This window comes from Streptomyces sp. NPDC029138 (genome assembly GCF_055564375.1).
Map to the genome: position 1 here is coordinate 27,758 of NZ_JBVHWM010000067.1, position 14,437 is coordinate 42,194.

A 14,437-nucleotide genomic window follows, 5' to 3' on the forward strand; every position below is an offset into this window, starting at 1 on the left:
CCGGCACGCACCATTCGGGTGTGGCACTCTGCACCCCATGCGCCGAGCCGATCACCACCCGTCACGCCGCACGTTCCTCGATGTCACCGGCGCCATGATGGCCGGCGGTCTGACCGCCGGATGTACATCGGACTCCGTCCAGCCAGGCCGGCACGCCCCTACTCCAGGGCCCACGCCAAAGCCGGTTCCGGCGACGGGCCGCCATCAGGCAGGCATCACACTTCCCCAGCCGGCCCAGCCCAACCTGCTCGCCGTGGTGGCCGACCTCGACGCCACCGCGGCTCCCGGCCCGTTGCTGGCCGAACTCGGCCAGGCCATCCGCGCGCTCACAGCGGGGACCGACACGCGGCTGCTGGGCCTGCCGCCGGGCGACCTCACCGTGACCGTCGGCGTGGGCCCCCGGCTGGTGCGCACGGCCGGTGCCTCGCTGCCCGGCGCGGCCGACCTCCCGCGATTCTCCCGCGAGCGGATCGCCCCGCAAGCACGCGGCGGTGACCTGCTGATACAGATCTGCGCCAGCGACGCGCTGCTCCTGCCGGTCGTCGCCGCCGCGCTCCTGGACCACGCCGGTGACCGCATCCACGAACGCTGGCGGCAGGCCGGACGCCGCGGTACGAACGTGTCCGTCGGCAACGGCCTTACCGCGCCACGCAACCCGCTCGGTTTCATCGATGGCATCGTGGGCCCGCACACGACCGCCGAACAACAACGCGACCTGTGGCTGGCGGGGCCCCCTGCGGTCGCCGGCGGCACCCTTGCCGTACTGCGGCGTATGGAACTCGACCTGCCGCGGTTCGCCGCCCTGTCCGTAGCCGAACAGGAAGCGGTCTTCGGGCGGCGCCGAGCCAGCGGCGTCCCCCTCTCCGGCGGCACGGCCGCCTCGGGCCCACAACTCGGAGCCAAGACACCAGACGGACGCTATCTCGTCCCCGCGGACGCCCACGTGCGCAGAGCGCACGCCACCGTGGTCGGGGTCGGCCTCATGCTCCGCCGCTCCTACAGCACCGACCAGCCCGCCCCCGGCCTGCTCTTCATCAGCTTCCAGAACGACCTGCGGACCTTCACCGCCACCCTCACGCACATGGACACCTCCGACGCACTGCTGCCCTTCACCACCACAACCGCCAGCGCGACATTCCTGATCCTTCCCGGCTTCGACCGGCAACGCCCGCTCGGTTCCCAGCTGTTCGGCTGATCAGGATCGGCTTGAGGGCGGGCGCCTCGACGCGGCGACGACCATCCGCGAGTGAATCGGGACGCTTGCGGATTGCGTCTGCGCTCTCCCGTGCGGGTGGGACCACGGTCGCGTTCCACCGTCAGGCACGTGCGTGCAGTGTCCGCCAGAAACGGCCACGTCCTCCGCGATGGCCCCCGGTGCGGTCGTTGGAGACCAGCAAGGTCCACCTGGCCGCCGAGCGCAGATGCCGGTCGCCGGCGTTCGTCCTGACCGCGGGCCAGGCCGCCGACAGTCCGCAGTTCATCCCCGTCCTGGCCAAGGTGCGGCTCCGCGGTCCGGTCGGCCGTCGGAAGAAGAAGGATCTTCTGATCAACAAGCTCAAGGCCTGGCGCGGGATCGCCACCCGCTGGAATGATCACGCCTCGGCTGTTACTCCGCCGGTGACCAGGGAGCGGAGCACAAGTCCGCGACGCTGCGCCGCTCTCGGCCCTCCGGAGGTCCGCCGGCCGCCTTGCCCACCGCGACCATGGAGACGATCACCCAGCCCGGGTTCGGGCCCAGCTCCTTGGTGAGCCCTTCCAGGTCGAAGGCCCGGAACTGGTGCGCGGCCAGTCCCATGGCCTGGGCCTGAAAAGTCATGTGGGCGACGGCCTGGCCGAGGTCGTGGTCCGCGAACTCGGAGTAGAGCAACTGCGTGTCATCGACGTGTCGGCGCGTCAGCGTGACGACGAGCAGGCCCGCATCCGTCGCCCAGCGGGCCGAGCTCGGCGCAAGATGGGGGAGCACCCGGTCGTGCTCCGGCTCACCCGGCCTGCCGATGAAGAAGCCCCACGGCTGGGAGTTCCCCGCCGACGGTGCCCACCGCGCGGCTTCCAGCAGCAGCCCGAGGGCGTGGTCGTCGACAACCGCCGACGGATCGAACCGGTAGGGGCTGAAGCGCCCGGCAAGCAGTGGGTGTATGCCGCTGGGCGGCTCCTGAGAATGGTGCATGTTCCGCGGCAACCGGCGACCGCCAGTGCGTATTCCGGCCGGTGTTGAGCGCAGGTACTGCCCACGCCAGACGGTCTACCAGAAGGAAGGCTCAACATGCTCGGCTACCTGCTCCATGCACCAGCGCGTGATCTCGTAGGGGGGACGTACCCGTCGTGGGTGTGGGTGTGGGTGTGGGTGTGGCTGTTGCTGTGGCTGTGCCTATGGATGTGGACGGCCGGCATGTATTGGCGGTAGGGCGGCAGGGCGGCGCAAGTCCACGCACTGCGCGAGTCATCACCGGGAGATGAAGGGCAAGTACTCAGCCCGTAGAAGCCGCCGCAGCCACACACCGGGAGCGGATGAGTACGGGCGGCACGGTGGCCTCCCACCCTGAACCAGGCATGGCCAAGCTGGGGTGGTGCTGCGGCGCGTAACCATACGGGCGTGCCGACGGGGCGCAGGCCGTCGCCGGAATGCCCCCGATCGGAGACGTTGCGGAGCGTCGGCGCTCCGGCTCGGAGCGGTGGACGCGCAGCTCCATGCGGTCCCATACGGGGACAGCCGTGAGCAGTGGGGCAGTGTTGGTTTCTTCTTGTTCACGTGCGCTGTAGCGCGTGAGGCCAGATGCGGTGTGGCGCATCAGGTGGACGGCCCCGAAAGGCAGAAGGGTCCCCGGCCGCGCCCCTCGTCGCAGCAGGCGGCCGGGGGTCTCGTCGAAGGGATCACTGCGTGGCGGACGGGGGGCCGAAGGTGCCGGCGGCGATCGCATCCAGCTTCGCGGCGAACGTGGCGGCAGGGTCGGGGCTGAAGCTGTGCAGCGCCACGGCCGCGGTGACGATCACGTCGCACAGTTCGTCTGCGACATCGGCCGACGTGTGGGTTACGCCCTTGCGGGGGTTCTGTCCGGTCAGACCGACGTACGCCTGCCCGGCCTCGCCCACCTCCTCCGTGAGCTTGATCAGACGCAGCGCCCGCTCGTGCTCGTCGCGGCCGTTCTCCCTGTCGAGCCAGTCGACCAGGCGGCCGATGGTCTCCCACTGCTCCGGGGTCATGTACGGGTGTCCTCTCGTGTCGTGGGTCGGGCGCGGCCAGGTTCAGCGGCGACCAAGACGGCGAGGACGATCCACGTCTCCCGCCATGCCCGGTCCATGATGAAACCATCCCGTGGGCACTGGCCGACTTCTACCGCCTGGCAGCGCGGCGTCCGGCCATCCTCGGCAGCCACAACCGCATCGAGCCGATCAACGAGATACGCCCGGACAACAGCGCGGAGCGCCTGGTCTTCGGCGTCGAGCGCCAGGTCTGCTCGGCCTGGTCGATCCCCTGGGAGCTGGGCCGCACCGACACCGACCGCACCGTATAGATCGAGGAGAGCCACCCCCTGCCCGAGCAGGAACCGCTGAGCCGCTTCCTCCTAAAGTTCTCCTTGTGGGAAGCCACGCTCGCCGCCGTCTATCAGGCCAGTTGCGACGGCCTTCCCAGGCACCTCCTTCCGGCGCTCGAGAGCTGCCTACAGCGCATGCCTCTTCGACCCTTCCTGTCGCCCGCCGACGGGCCAACGGACTTTCTCGTCGCCCTCGGCCTCATCGCCGGCGTCGGACCCAGCTGGGACGAGGGAAAGGCCGACGTCTGGATCGGCGCCCAACACCGCAGCGCACTGCAGCCGCTCACCGGCTCGGCATCCCCTGGCGGCACTTCGACGGGTGACGGCTCCCCAGCCGGGGACGGCTCCGCTCATGAGAGCTCCCCGCCGCCGGGCACGCAGCGGTGTACCCGACTGTGCACTTTCACATGTACGCCGACATTCGGCCCTGAGCGGACGAAAGACCCGTTGGCTGGCCGCGGCCCAGCTGCGACGATGCCCGTGTTCCCCAGCGGAGGGCATTTGTTCGTTTTCGTGTGTGCGAGGTGCGGCGCCAGGCTGACCACCCCGCTGGCGTAGGTCGCCCTGCCGGTTCACGCCGGAGCCCTGGGGCCTCCGTGGCGAACGTGGGAGGAGATCGATGCGGATGCAGCGGCGGATCGAGGCATTTATGCGTCGGTCTATGCCCTGTCAGAAGGCGCACCCGGCGCGATCGCCATCGCACCGGGAGATAGCCGCGGCACCGTGCTGAACTCGGAGAAGGGCGGCGGCTATTGCTGTCGGCGTTTGGGGCCGGGACGGCGCACCCCCGACGCGGACGCCGACATCCTCCTCGTGCCGGCCCATCCGCAGACTGGGGAGGTCTGGACCCCGGCCGGCCCGGCCGCCTCGGCCTACTTGGTGCCGCTGCCGTTCGGGGTGTGGCTGTGGCTGGCCATCCCCGAGCCGTACCTGCCCGTCCCCGCGGCGGGCGGCATGCCCGACGGCGTCCTCCGCGACGACCCGCCCGCGCCGCGCCCCCTCACCTGTTCCGGGCCGACCCGGGAGTGTTCCAGCACGCCCTGGTCCGGCTACCAGCCGTCCGCAGCCGGTGGCTGCGCGAGATCCTCGAGAACCTCACGCAGCACATGCGCGCCCGCCTCTTCTAGCCATCTGGCAGAAGGCGTGACACCCAAGGCAGGCTGTGCGGGTGCGCGCTGATACAGAGGCCGGCGTGTGGCCCCGCCTGCACGTCGCCTGCTGACCGGGCTCGTCGCCGACTGGGACGGCGCCCTCGGCGCCATCGTCGCTCTGCTGCGCGCCGAGGCTGGGCGCTACCCGCAGGACAAGGCGCTGCGTGAACTGGTCGGTGAGCTGTCCACGGTGAGCGCCGAGTTCCGCACCCGTCGGCCTCCCACGACGTGCGCATCCACCACGGTGGGGTCAGACAGTTCCAGCACCCTGACGCCGGGCCTCTCGAACTCGCCTACCAGCCGTTGGACCTGCCATCTCGCTTCGGCGGGTGCGTTCCCTGACCATCTACACGGCCGAGCCGGGCACCCCCGCCGAGGACCGGCTCAAGCTCCTCGCCAGCTGGGCAGCGACCCGACTCCGGGAAGCAGAACCCACCGGCGACAGGGACCTGCCCTGATGGCCAGGGCCCGCCGACGCGAGATTCGTCAGGCGGGCCGGCGGATGGCCTGCACGGCCGTGTCGTAGAGGTCGAACAGGTCGGCCCGCCCGCCGAGGCGCGCCCACTCCTCGTTCGCTGCTTGCAGGCAGGTGATCGCCGCGGCCGCGATCGCACGCGCCTGTAGCGGGCGATGGTCGGAGTCGGGCAAGCGCGGCTCGATCAGTGGTGCGAGCAGGTCTTGCCAGCGAGCCTGCTTCTCGGCGTGGCCGGCGCGCAGCGACTCGTTGCCGAACAGCAGGGTGACTATCTCGAGCCGGTGCTCGGGGGTGGTCTCGATCTCCTCGATCGCTTGGAACGCCGCGCGCAGCGAGGCCCAGCAGTCCTCGTCGGCCGGGCGCTGCGCGAACCGCTCGGCGATCAGCTCGCCCTGTTCGGACAGGCCGCCGAGCGCGAGGTCTTCCTTGCTGGAGAAGTAGTTGAACAGGGTCCGCCGGGAGACCCCTGCCGCGGCGGCGACCTCGTCCAGCGTCGTGTTGTCGTACCCGTGGGTGGCGAACAGCTCGATCGCGGTCCGGGCGAGCAGTGAGCGGACCACGGAGCGGGTCTGCTCACGGATGGACGTCTGTTTCTGAGCCATGCATCGATGGTACAAGCATTCACTCGATGCCATCCTTTGCACTGAGTGCAAAACTGTGCCTAAGGTGTATGCCATGAGAAGGATCGACTACAGCAAGCACACCGTCATCGTCACCGGCGCCAGCTCCGGCCTCGGGGCGGAGTTCGCGCAGCAGATGGCCCGCCGCGGCGCCAACCTCGTGCTCGTCGCCCGCCGGGCGGACCGACTGCAGAGCCTGGCCGACGAACTCACCCGCACTCACGGCGTCACGGTGACCGTCATCGCCCGCGACCTCGGCCTGCCCGACGCCGGCCGCACCCTGCGCGCCGAGCTGGAATCCCGCGGTATCCACGCCACCGGACTGGTCAACAATGCGGGCTTCGGCACCCACGACGCCTTCCGCAACGAGGACCCCGAGCGCCTGCAAAGCATGATCTCGCTGAACGTCGCCGCTCTCGTCGACCTCAGCCGCGCCTACATCGACCCACTGACCTCCGCCGACAACGGCATCCTGATCAACGTCGCGAGCCTCCTGGGCTTCCAGCCGACCCCGTACCTGAGCGTCTACGGCGCCAGCAAGGCATTCGTGCTCAGCTTCACAGAATCGCTGTGGGAGGAGACCCGCGGCACGCGTCTGCGCGTCCTGGCCGTGTGCCCCGGTGCGGTTCAGACCGAGTTCTACGACGCCGCCGGCAGCCAGTCGGCCGACTACGGATCGAAACGGGCCACCGTCGACCACGTCGTACGGACGGCCCTCGACACCCTCGACCGGCGTTCCGCACCGCCATCGGTCATCACCAACGGCCGCCACCTCGCCCTCGCCGGGAGGTTCCTGCCGCGACGCCTGGTCGTCCGAGGGATGGGCTGGACGGCACGACGCGCCATGCACGCGTAGCTCCACCGCATTTGAGAGAAGAGAACGGCATGACCGATCGCCTCCCCCCCCAGCGGTCGAGGGTGCTCCGGCCCCATGCGATCGCACGCGACAGACGCCGCAGGGCCCGACCTTCGGGCGGACGACTGGAATGTGACGAGACCCAGCCCCAATGCCGGTGACTCAACTACTGAGGTTTTCGGGTTGTCGTCGGGTGGTGACGGTTCATGATCCCTGCGGTATGCCGGTGGGGTGAGGTATCCGGAGGGTGGGGGCCTGACCGCTGAGCGGCGGGCGTTTCGTGAGGGGATCCGGCTTCAGGCCGGGCAGCGGTTCGCGGCTGGTGAGAAGACTGCTGTGATCGCGAAGGACCTGCGGGTGAGCGTGCGGTCGGTGGAACGCTGGCGCCGTGCCTGGCGCGAGGGCGGCATGGAGGCCCTGCGCTCGGCGGGTCCGGCGATCGCCCCGACCGTCACCGACGCCCAGTTCGCCGTGTTGGAAGCGGAACTCGGCAAGGGACCGGCAGCTCACGGTTTCGATGACCACCGGTGGACCTTGGTCCGGGTTCAGACGGTGATCCGCAGGCGGCTGCGGGTGAGTCTGTCGGTGGCGACGGTGTGGCGGCTGCTGAAACGGCACGGCTGGTCCTGGCAGGCCCCTGCCCGCAGAGCACTCGAGCGTGACGAGCATGCCGTGGAGCTGTGGAAGAAGGAGGTGTGGCCGCAGGTAAAAGGCTCGCGGCGGCCTGCGAGGCATGGATTGTCTTCGAGGACGAAGCCGGCTTCTCGATGACGCCGCCCCGTGGCCGCACCTGGGGCCGGCGCGGACACACTCCCGTCGTCCGCGTGCGCGGCCGCTCCCGCCGCCGGACCTCGGTCGCCGCACTGTGCTGCTACAAACCCGGCGAGAAGAGCCGTCTCATCCACCGTCCCCGCACCCATCTCCTGCTCAAGGGCGCACGCAAGAGCTTCTCCTGGAAGGACTACCGGGATCTGCTGGTGCGGGCACACATCCAGCTCGGCGGCCCGATCGTGGTGGTCTGGGACAATCTCAACACCCACCTGGCCGCCGGGCTGAAACGGTACGAGGCCGAGCACGACTGGCTCACCACCGTCCGGCTTCCGTCGTATGCGCCCGACTTGAATCCCGTCGAGGCCGTCTGGTCACTCGTGCGCAGAACGATGGCCGATACCGCCTTCGACACACCCGACGACCTCGACTGCAAACTCCGCCGCGAGTTACGCAGAATCCAACTCCGGCCCCGCCTGATCGACGGCTGCCTCACCGCCACCGGCCTGACTATCAACCCACCGACCCCACGCTGAAAACCTCAGTAATGTCGGGCCGTGAAGTATGACTTCCTGACGAACTGCCCGGAGCTGAGCAGGAACTGGATCAGGTACCACCCAACAACCTCAAGACGCTGTTCGCGGAACCGTACTCGGTAGAGCGGGCGGGGTATGCGTGGCATTCCACAACAACCTCCGAATTTCTGGCCGTTCAGAGCCGGTGAGTGTCGGGGCAGTGGCTCAGCCAGTCACGGATCCGGTTCGGCTTCGGTGGGGCGTCCGAGATCGTTGAGCAGGAGTGCTTGGAGATTCAGGACATCCCGCAGTTCGTCGAACGCTGATGGCGTCGTGTCGATGTAACCGCGACAAGTGTCCACGGCATCTCCGGTTGGCTCAGCTTGCCGTTACCGTTTGAACCCCAAAGGCGACCAGCACGGCTCCGGCCAGACGACTCATCCCACGCCGAAAGCGAGGTTTTTCGATTGCCGTGCGCGCCACGGCGACCACGGAAGTCCAGATCAGCAGCCACACCAGCACGACTGCTACGTGCGCGACCGCAAGCGCGACGATCTGCGGTGCAATGGGGCGGCTGGAGTTCAGGAACTGCGGTACCAGGGTGAGACCACAGCCCCTGACCGAAGCCCCTCTCAACGAGCCTACGCAGCGAGCGAGTGCCAAACCTCCAGTTCCTCCGAGCAGTTCGAGGCCAGCACGACTGGGGCAACCAGCGGCCCACATCGGCTCGAAGATCGTTTAGGGGGCAACCCTTAGCTACTCGTCGGCAACCCGAAGCGTCCTCTCGCGCCACTCATCTTCGAGGATGCTGAACATTTCGGAGTCTCGCCAACCGTCCCGGACCAGCGCGGTGTGACGATGACGTCCCTCCCACGTCAGGCCAAGCTTGCCGAGAACCCGTGCCGACCCGATATTCCGCGGGTCACAGGTCGCATAGATACGGTGCAGCTGGAGATCATCGAACCCTCGCGCAAGCAGTTCCTCGCCTATCGCCGTTCCGACGCCCTGTCCCCAGACCCGAGGATGCACGACATAGGTGATCTCGCCTTGCCGTTGCCTTCGGTTCCGAACGTGCAGCTCGCCCATGCCCACTACGTAGCCCTCCACGCGCGCTGCATAAGCGAACCGCTGCTGAGGTGAGTGCGCCCAGGCCTCGACCGCAGTCGCCAGGAACGCGCGGGTCTCCTCTTCGGTGTTCGGTCCCCAGGCTTGGAAACGGCAGACCTGAGCAAGGGAAGCCCAGGAGTGGACAGCGCGCCAGTCTCCGAGCTCGATTTTGCACAAGGCAACCGCATGTTGAGCCACAAGCTGATCTTGCCAGATGCAGTCGCGTCGGCATGCCGGTTCGGAAACTTCCCAATGCCGTTGTCAAGCCGCTGCGGCGGCTGGGCCTTGCCGTGTTAGCACCGCGCTCGCCTCATCCATACGTACCCGCTCTACGCGCATACGGCCCGTCGGCAGGATTCTGCGCAGACTGACCGCCGCGGAGCGTCCCCGCCCGGGCCAGTTCGACGTCAACGAGTGGTCCGAATCCTGGGCCTACGGCGGGAACTTCCTGGGTCACCACGAAGAGCCGTGCAGCCCGCACTGCACTGGCTACTACTCGGTCCGTGGCTGGTACGGCAGGATCGACGTGGGCGACCCCGGTTTCCGCTTCGCGCGCTGTTCCCTCAGGGCGGCGACCCGGTGCCGCCGGGTTCCCCTCCGGCAGAGAGTCCGGCGGCGGCACGCCGGTCACACCGTCGCCGGTTCACCGTCCCGCCGGAACGGGGCGATGATACGTATGGCTCCGCGCTGGCTCCGGGCCCAGCGCCAATCTCTGCGCGCCTGGGTGTGCGGAAAACACCCACGCCGGCAGGACCCATTCCGACAACGGCATCAGCAAGCCGTGCGACCACCAGGACAGCCTTGTGACTACCCGCGTCCACTTGGATCACCATCCGCATCCCTCACCGCGGCCCCCGCCGAGCGCGACGCGATGCTGGACGACCCTGGCTTCGGCCGACACTTCACCGACCACATGGTGACGATCGACTGGAGCACCGACCGGGATTGGCACAGTGCGCGCATTGTGCCCTACGCGGCCTTCGCCATGGACCCGGCCAATATGACACTGCATTACGGGCAGGCGATCTTCGAGGGGCTCAAGGCCTACGCACAGCCGGGACGGCGGCCCTCTTCGCTCATCGATGCAGTCGGGGCGCCGTCGAGGGCTGCTTGCCGTCGGCCAGATAGCGCCTTCGCAGGCGGGTGAAAGCGGTGGGGCTGGGACGGTGCGGGAGGAACTCCTTGATCTGCTGGGCGCATTCCCGTGGGCTAACCCTGCTGGTGTCGCACTCCAGGTCGTAGTCGCCGTGACGGTGAACCAGGTCGTATTGGTGCGCCGCGAGGCCCGAGGGACGGTCGCCCCGGGCCTGCTCACGACGTGCCAGTTCACCCAGCGGGCAGTGAACGCCGACGAAAAGGACGTCCTCAGGTTGCAGCACCGTCAGGCAGTCAAGCAGCCGCCACGACTCGCTCAGCACATGGTCGACCACGATGTCGTTGCCAGCCTCGGCCATGGCTGCGATCGATCGGTGGAAGCCCATCCGGGTTCGCTTCAGCGCGGCGTCGAGCTCCTCCGCGTCGAGCTCCCGCTTGCTGCGCATCGCGTTGAAGGCATCGACTGCCAAGTGGAAGAAGACGCCGTCGTCCAGGATGTCCAGAAGCTCCCGCGCGACGCTCGACTTCCCTGAGCTGGACGTGCCGTTGAGGAAGATGATCCGACCAGGTGTCATACCCGCATGGTCACACGACGCTGCACCACCGCCGCGTTCAAGGGATCTAACTGATCGCTTCGGATGAAGTCCGCGGGCGGCGGAGGCATGTGAGGCCGCAGGCCGTTCGAGCAGGCCCTGATGGAGACCCGCGCGTCGCTCGTAGCGGATGCGGAGCCGCTTGAACTGGTGCAGCCAGGCGAAAGCGCGCTCGACCACCCAGCGGACCTTGCCCAGTCCGGAGCCGTGGGCGACGCGGCGTCGGGCGATCATGGGCTTGATGCCAGCTTCCCTAGCAGGCGGCGGTACTTGCCGAAGTCGTATCCGCGGCCGGCATACACCCGGCGGGGCTTGCGGCGAGGTCGTCCGCGCAGACCCCGGATCGGCGGGACCGCGTCCAGCGCGGGCATGAGCTGGGTGACATCGTGCGGGTTGCCGCTGGTGAGCGTCACGGCGAGTGGGGTCCCGTGGCGGTCGACGATCAGGTGGTGCTTGGAGCCGGACGTGCCCGGTCGAGGGGCGAGGGGCCGACATGGTCTCCCCTTTGAGCGCCCGAATGTGCGAGCCGTCCACGGCGCAGTCGTCGAGGTCGCGCAGGCCGGCTCGGCCCAACTCGTCCAGCAGGACGGCGTGCAGGCGGGGCCAGACTCCGGACTCGGTCCAGTCCCGCAGCCGGCGCCAGGCCGTCGCTCCGGAGCAGCCCAGGGCCTCCGCGGGGACATCGAGCCAGGCGACACCGGTCCGCAGGACGTACATGACGCCGGCGAGTGCCACGACGCTTGCCGGTACCCGCTGCACGCCTCTGGCCAGCCAAGACACCGGGATCCAGATGGCCCCGGTCCGAACTGCGGCGTGACGTGCCTCCCTACCCACCCGCGCATCGGCGAGTTGCTGTCCACCGTGAAGTTCATGCGGCGAGGGTCTGCACGGCGCAACCTCCAGCGGAAGCTCATGTAGCGCAGGGTGATATCCGGCCAGCTACGCAGAGACGCATTCGGTGGCAGTCGCCCCGCCCTGCGTGCCCTTCTCGTTGAAGAGCGACCCAGCTCACTCGTGGCGGTCTCTTGTGCGCGACGCGGTGTTGACGCGGAGGTACCTCGATCAGGTGGGAATCCTGCTGGATTGCCGGACATCGCCCGGTCACCTGCTTTCCTCTTGATCAGTTCTGCCGTCCACAGAGGAATGAGGACCCACCGATGAAGCGTCTCGCCGTCTGCGTCGCTGTGACGGTCTCGGCCATCGCTCTTGCTGCCGGGCCGGCCGCCACAGTGGAGCCTTCCCCGGGGAAGCAGGGAAAAGCAGCCCGGCACCACACCCCCGCGAAGCCGGCGAGCGAGTCGGCTCGGCTGGCCCGTTCCATCCTGAACACGAAGGGAATCACCTACGCCAAGGCGCACGTGGGCGGTACCGACAAGGCGTCCCTCCCGCGGCAGAATCTGGTCGATGTCTCCAACGGGGGCCTGGCCAGGACCAGCCCGTGGGGCCACAAGAAGGGTGCACGGGTCGCGCTCGACACGCGGATGCTCAACGGTGTCCTGAAGCTCAACACCCAGCACCACTACAAGTTCCAGATCTCCGAACTCGTCGGCGGAGAGCACAGCCGTACCTCCAAGCACTACGCGGGCCGCGCCGTCGACGTGACCTGGATCAACGGCCGTCACGTGGGCAAGAGGGCCGATCACCGCGGGCTCATGACCGCCTGCCGCAAGCTCGGCGCCACACTGGTCCTCGGCCCCGGCGACAAGGGCCACAGCACCCACGTTCACTGCCAGTGGTAGCCCGTCTCCAGCGCACCGGGTGATTTACAGGTCGCCGAAGACCACGGTCATGTCATGGCACAAGAACTGCTCAAGCGTTTCCTCTCTCCGCGTTAGCGGCTGCTTGGGAAGGCCCGTTGCCGCTTGAGGTGATTGATCCCGCACTCGACGGCATGCCGTTGATCCCGCGTCTAGGCAGGTAAGCCCGTCGCGGCGGGAGTCGTACGCCTTGTCGGCCCGCACCTGGTCGGGCCGGCTGCGGGGCTGCCCAGGGCCGAGGCAGGGCACCCGGATCGCCTCCAGGACCGGTTCGAACTGCGGGGAATCGCCTCGCTGCCCAGCCGTGATCAGCACCGACAGAGGCTTCCGCACCTGCTCGACGGCAAGGTGGATTCTTGGTCGACAGCCCGTCTCGGGAGCGTCCGAGGCCGTGATCGGCCGACTCGACGGCAGTGCCGCCGGGCGGCTCCCTTTACAGATCACCTTTTTCGCCGCCCTGGCGGCATGCTGGTGGGCGCGGCAGACGGTGGAGTCGACGTTCACGTCCCGGGTGATCAGGCCCTTCGCGCCCGCCTCGGCTTGGAGTCGGGTGACGATCCACACCCCCGGTGTCATCCCGCTGCCAGCGGCGGAACAGGTCATGAACCCGGCCCCACGGCCCGTTGCGGGCGGGGTCCCGCAGTTCGTCGGGAGAGCTCCTGCGTACCGGTCGCGCAGACTCGGCCCCTCAGCGCAGGCTTGGCCGGGCCGGATTCGGAGACCATCCCCTCCGGCGGAGCCGCCTGCGATACTCGCCCGGAGTGGTGCCGTATGCCTTCTTGAACGCCCGGCTGAACACCGTCGCGTCCTGGAAGCCCCAGCGCGTCCGGATGACGTCCACGCTCAGCCCTTCCTTCGCGGGATCGGCCAGATCACGTCGACACCGCTCGAGGCGCCGGGTCTGCACGAACCGGTTGACCGTCATCGGGTCCTGCTGGAACACGCAGTGCAGGTAGCGCACCGAGATGTGCAGTGCCGCCGCGATCGTGGTCGGGGAGAGGGACGGGTCGTCCAGGTGGAGCTCAATGTGTGTCTTGCCCATGCGCAGAAGCGTGTCTCGCCGCAGGCTGCTCTCCTTGCGGAGCTCCTCGGGCGCGCCGGTCAGGAGTGCCGCCACCAGGCTGACCGCTGCCTGCTTCAGCCAGGCCGACTGCGCCAGCCGCACAGTGGCCGAATGCGCGACCAGGTCCCGCATGTGGCAGGCGAGAAGGGCGGCCACCCCGCTGGTGGAGGACAGCGGTCGGGCCATCAGCTCCCGCAGCCGGCTGCGGTGGAGGGGCAGCAGGCTCGGGGGCAGGTGAAGCACCGTCGCCCTCGGGGTTCCCTCGCGTGCCACCGCGACGGCCTCCAGTGGCTCGGCCCCCCACCAGAGCGTCAGGTCGCCGGGGCCGAGGCGCAGGGAGGCGCGCTTGCGGCACAGCGAGACGTGCCCGTCGGACACCAGAATGACCTGCCATTCCTTCCTGTGCGGTGTGCTCTCCTCATGGCCGGGCGGATCAGGTGGTAAGGCGGACAGGTCCACGACCGAGACGTGGACGTCCTCGGCATCCGTTGACGTGGCGCTGTGGTGTTGTGAGGACCACCTGGAATCCGGACCGGAAGGCGACCAACTGATCGCCTCGTCTTCCCACCGGGGTGTGCTGTGGTGGCCGGCGGAATCCAGTTCCGTCCGAGTCCATTCAGGCGCGGCGCTTTCCACTGTGCTTCCTGATTCCTTTCGTGCGGACAACGGCCTGCGGCCCGCGCGGACGGAGCGATCACTCTTCGGTACCGTCCGGGCCGATGCTCCCCAAGGGAGTTACCCCGGGTCAGTGGCCGCCTATGCGGGCAAGGGGCGGGAAGGATCAGTACAGGAACGCTCGGACCTGGACAAATGGCCCGGTGTCGACGGGTTCGGCCGAGTGCGCTGATTGTAAGGAACTGTGCGCTCAACGCTCGTGACCGCTCCCGGGCTTCTCGGCAGACTC

13 protein-coding genes and 4 pseudogenes are annotated in these 14,437 nt (G+C 68.5%); 8 read left to right on the forward strand and 9 right to left on the reverse strand.

Going from position 1 to position 14,437, the window contains the following annotated elements; all coding sequences use genetic code 11:
* Nucleotides 1–37 precede the first annotated feature (37 nt).
* The gene (locus ACZ4WH_RS35555) at nt 38–1,195 is read left to right on the forward strand and encodes a Dyp-type peroxidase (RefSeq protein WP_468188617.1); all 1,158 of its coding nucleotides are present in this window, start codon (nt 38–40) and stop codon (nt 1,193–1,195) included.
* 194 nt (nt 1,196–1,389) lie between these two features.
* A pseudogene (locus ACZ4WH_RS35560) lies at nt 1,390–1,590 on the forward strand (IS5 family transposase); the annotation flags it as partial.
* Between the two features lie 16 nt (nt 1,591–1,606).
* Here ACZ4WH_RS35560 and ACZ4WH_RS35565 read toward each other — a convergent pair.
* Nucleotides 1,607–2,167, reverse strand: coding sequence for a nitroreductase family protein (locus ACZ4WH_RS35565; RefSeq protein ID WP_468188619.1), 561 nt, complete (start codon nt 2,165–2,167; stop codon nt 1,607–1,609).
* A gap of 704 nt (nt 2,168–2,871) precedes the next feature.
* Complete coding sequence (locus ACZ4WH_RS35570) at nt 2,872–3,201, reverse strand: MazG-like family protein (protein WP_468188621.1); 330 nt, start codon at nt 3,199–3,201, stop codon at nt 2,872–2,874.
* Nucleotides 3,202–4,727: 1,526 nt separating this feature from the next.
* On the opposite strand from ACZ4WH_RS35570, the pseudogene ACZ4WH_RS35575 reads away from it, so the two are divergent.
* A pseudogene (locus ACZ4WH_RS35575) lies at nt 4,728–5,026 on the forward strand (MmyB family transcriptional regulator).
* Nucleotides 5,014–5,142, forward strand: a complete 129-nt coding sequence (locus ACZ4WH_RS35580) for a hypothetical protein (RefSeq protein WP_468188623.1) — start codon at nt 5,014–5,016, stop codon at nt 5,140–5,142. Before ACZ4WH_RS35575 ends, ACZ4WH_RS35580 begins: the two are co-directional and overlap by 13 nt.
* A 28-nt stretch (nt 5,143–5,170) precedes the next feature.
* On the opposite strand, the gene ACZ4WH_RS35585 is transcribed toward ACZ4WH_RS35580, so the two are convergent.
* Complete coding sequence (locus tag ACZ4WH_RS35585) at nt 5,171–5,761, reverse strand: TetR/AcrR family transcriptional regulator (RefSeq protein ID WP_468188625.1); 591 nt, start codon at nt 5,759–5,761, stop codon at nt 5,171–5,173.
* Nucleotides 5,762–5,834: 73 nt separating this feature from the next.
* On the opposite strand from ACZ4WH_RS35585, the gene ACZ4WH_RS35590 reads away from it, so the two are divergent.
* Entirely contained in the window at nt 5,835–6,635 is an 801-nt protein-coding gene (locus ACZ4WH_RS35590; RefSeq protein ID WP_468188627.1) for an SDR family NAD(P)-dependent oxidoreductase, read from the forward strand.
* Nucleotides 6,636–6,866: 231 nt separating this feature from the next.
* Nucleotides 6,867–7,939 (forward strand): IS630 family transposase gene (locus ACZ4WH_RS35595; RefSeq protein WP_468188629.1). Its coding sequence is split into 2 segments (ribosomal slippage): nt 6,867–7,313 and nt 7,316–7,939, totalling 1,071 coding nucleotides; the frame shifts between segments, so codons are not numbered across the junction.
* A 357-nt stretch (nt 7,940–8,296) separates the two neighbouring features.
* Here the strand turns inward: ACZ4WH_RS35595 and ACZ4WH_RS35600 are convergent.
* Nucleotides 8,297–8,641 (reverse strand): LysE family transporter, encoded by a 345-nt coding sequence (locus tag ACZ4WH_RS35600; RefSeq protein WP_468188630.1) that lies wholly within the window; start codon nt 8,639–8,641, stop codon nt 8,297–8,299.
* A gap of 33 nt (nt 8,642–8,674) precedes the next feature.
* Nucleotides 8,675–9,223, reverse strand: coding sequence for a GNAT family N-acetyltransferase (locus ACZ4WH_RS35605; protein ID WP_468188632.1), 549 nt, complete (start codon nt 9,221–9,223; stop codon nt 8,675–8,677).
* A gap of 583 nt (nt 9,224–9,806) precedes the next feature.
* Here ACZ4WH_RS35605 and ACZ4WH_RS35610 point away from each other — a divergent pair.
* Nucleotides 9,807–10,082: pseudogene (locus ACZ4WH_RS35610) on the forward strand (hypothetical protein); the annotation flags it as partial.
* 19 nt (nt 10,083–10,101) lie between these two features.
* On the opposite strand, the gene ACZ4WH_RS35615 reads toward ACZ4WH_RS35610, so the two are convergent.
* A complete protein-coding gene (locus tag ACZ4WH_RS35615; RefSeq protein ID WP_468188634.1) occupies nt 10,102–10,695 on the reverse strand; it encodes a chloramphenicol phosphotransferase CPT family protein in 594 nt (197 codons plus the stop codon).
* A 46-nt stretch (nt 10,696–10,741) separates the two neighbouring features.
* Nucleotides 10,742–11,445 (reverse strand): annotated as a pseudogene (locus tag ACZ4WH_RS35620) (IS5 family transposase); the annotation flags it as partial.
* 425 nt (nt 11,446–11,870) lie between these two features.
* On the opposite strand from ACZ4WH_RS35620, the gene ACZ4WH_RS35625 reads away from it, so the two are divergent.
* Nucleotides 11,871–12,452 carry a hypothetical protein gene (locus ACZ4WH_RS35625; RefSeq protein ID WP_468188636.1) on the forward strand — a complete coding sequence of 194 codons (582 nt, stop codon included), beginning with the start codon at nt 11,871–11,873 and terminating at the stop codon, nt 12,450–12,452.
* A gap of 24 nt (nt 12,453–12,476) precedes the next feature.
* Here ACZ4WH_RS35625 and ACZ4WH_RS35630 read toward each other — a convergent pair whose 3' ends face one another.
* Both ACZ4WH_RS35630 and ACZ4WH_RS35635 read right to left on the reverse strand, forming a co-directional pair.
* Nucleotides 12,477–13,073 carry a transposase gene (locus tag ACZ4WH_RS35630; RefSeq protein WP_468188637.1) on the reverse strand — a complete coding sequence of 199 codons (597 nt, stop codon included), beginning with the start codon at nt 13,071–13,073 and terminating at the stop codon, nt 12,477–12,479.
* Nucleotides 13,074–13,158: 85 nt separating this feature from the next.
* On the reverse strand, nt 13,159–14,169 hold the full coding sequence (locus ACZ4WH_RS35635) for a helix-turn-helix domain-containing protein (protein WP_468188639.1): 1,011 nt from the start codon (nt 14,167–14,169) through the stop codon (nt 13,159–13,161).
* Nucleotides 14,170–14,437 lie beyond the last annotated feature (268 nt).

What these genes read in the sequence shown, in the direction of transcription:
- ACZ4WH_RS35555 (WP_468188617.1), top strand. Translation starts at nt 38, where the DNA reads ATGCGCCGAGCCGATCACCACCCGTCACGCCGCACGTTCCTCGATGTC.
- ACZ4WH_RS35565 (WP_468188619.1), bottom strand. Translation starts at nt 2,167, where the DNA reads ATGCACCATTCTCAGGAGCCGCCCAGCGGCATACACCCACTGCTTGCC.
- ACZ4WH_RS35570 (WP_468188621.1), bottom strand. Translation starts at nt 3,201, where the DNA reads ATGACCCCGGAGCAGTGGGAGACCATCGGCCGCCTGGTCGACTGGCTC.
- ACZ4WH_RS35585 (WP_468188625.1), bottom strand. Translation starts at nt 5,761, where the DNA reads ATGGCTCAGAAACAGACGTCCATCCGTGAGCAGACCCGCTCCGTGGTC.
- ACZ4WH_RS35590 (WP_468188627.1), top strand. Translation starts at nt 5,835, where the DNA reads ATGAGAAGGATCGACTACAGCAAGCACACCGTCATCGTCACCGGCGCC.
- ACZ4WH_RS35600 (WP_468188630.1), bottom strand. Translation starts at nt 8,641, where the DNA reads ATGTGGGCCGCTGGTTGCCCCAGTCGTGCTGGCCTCGAACTGCTCGGA.
- ACZ4WH_RS35615 (WP_468188634.1), bottom strand. Translation starts at nt 10,695, where the DNA reads ATGACACCTGGTCGGATCATCTTCCTCAACGGCACGTCCAGCTCAGGG.
- ACZ4WH_RS35625 (WP_468188636.1), top strand. Translation starts at nt 11,871, where the DNA reads ATGAAGCGTCTCGCCGTCTGCGTCGCTGTGACGGTCTCGGCCATCGCT.
- ACZ4WH_RS35630 (WP_468188637.1), bottom strand. Translation starts at nt 13,073, where the DNA reads ATGACCTGTTCCGCCGCTGGCAGCGGGATGACACCGGGGGTGTGGATC.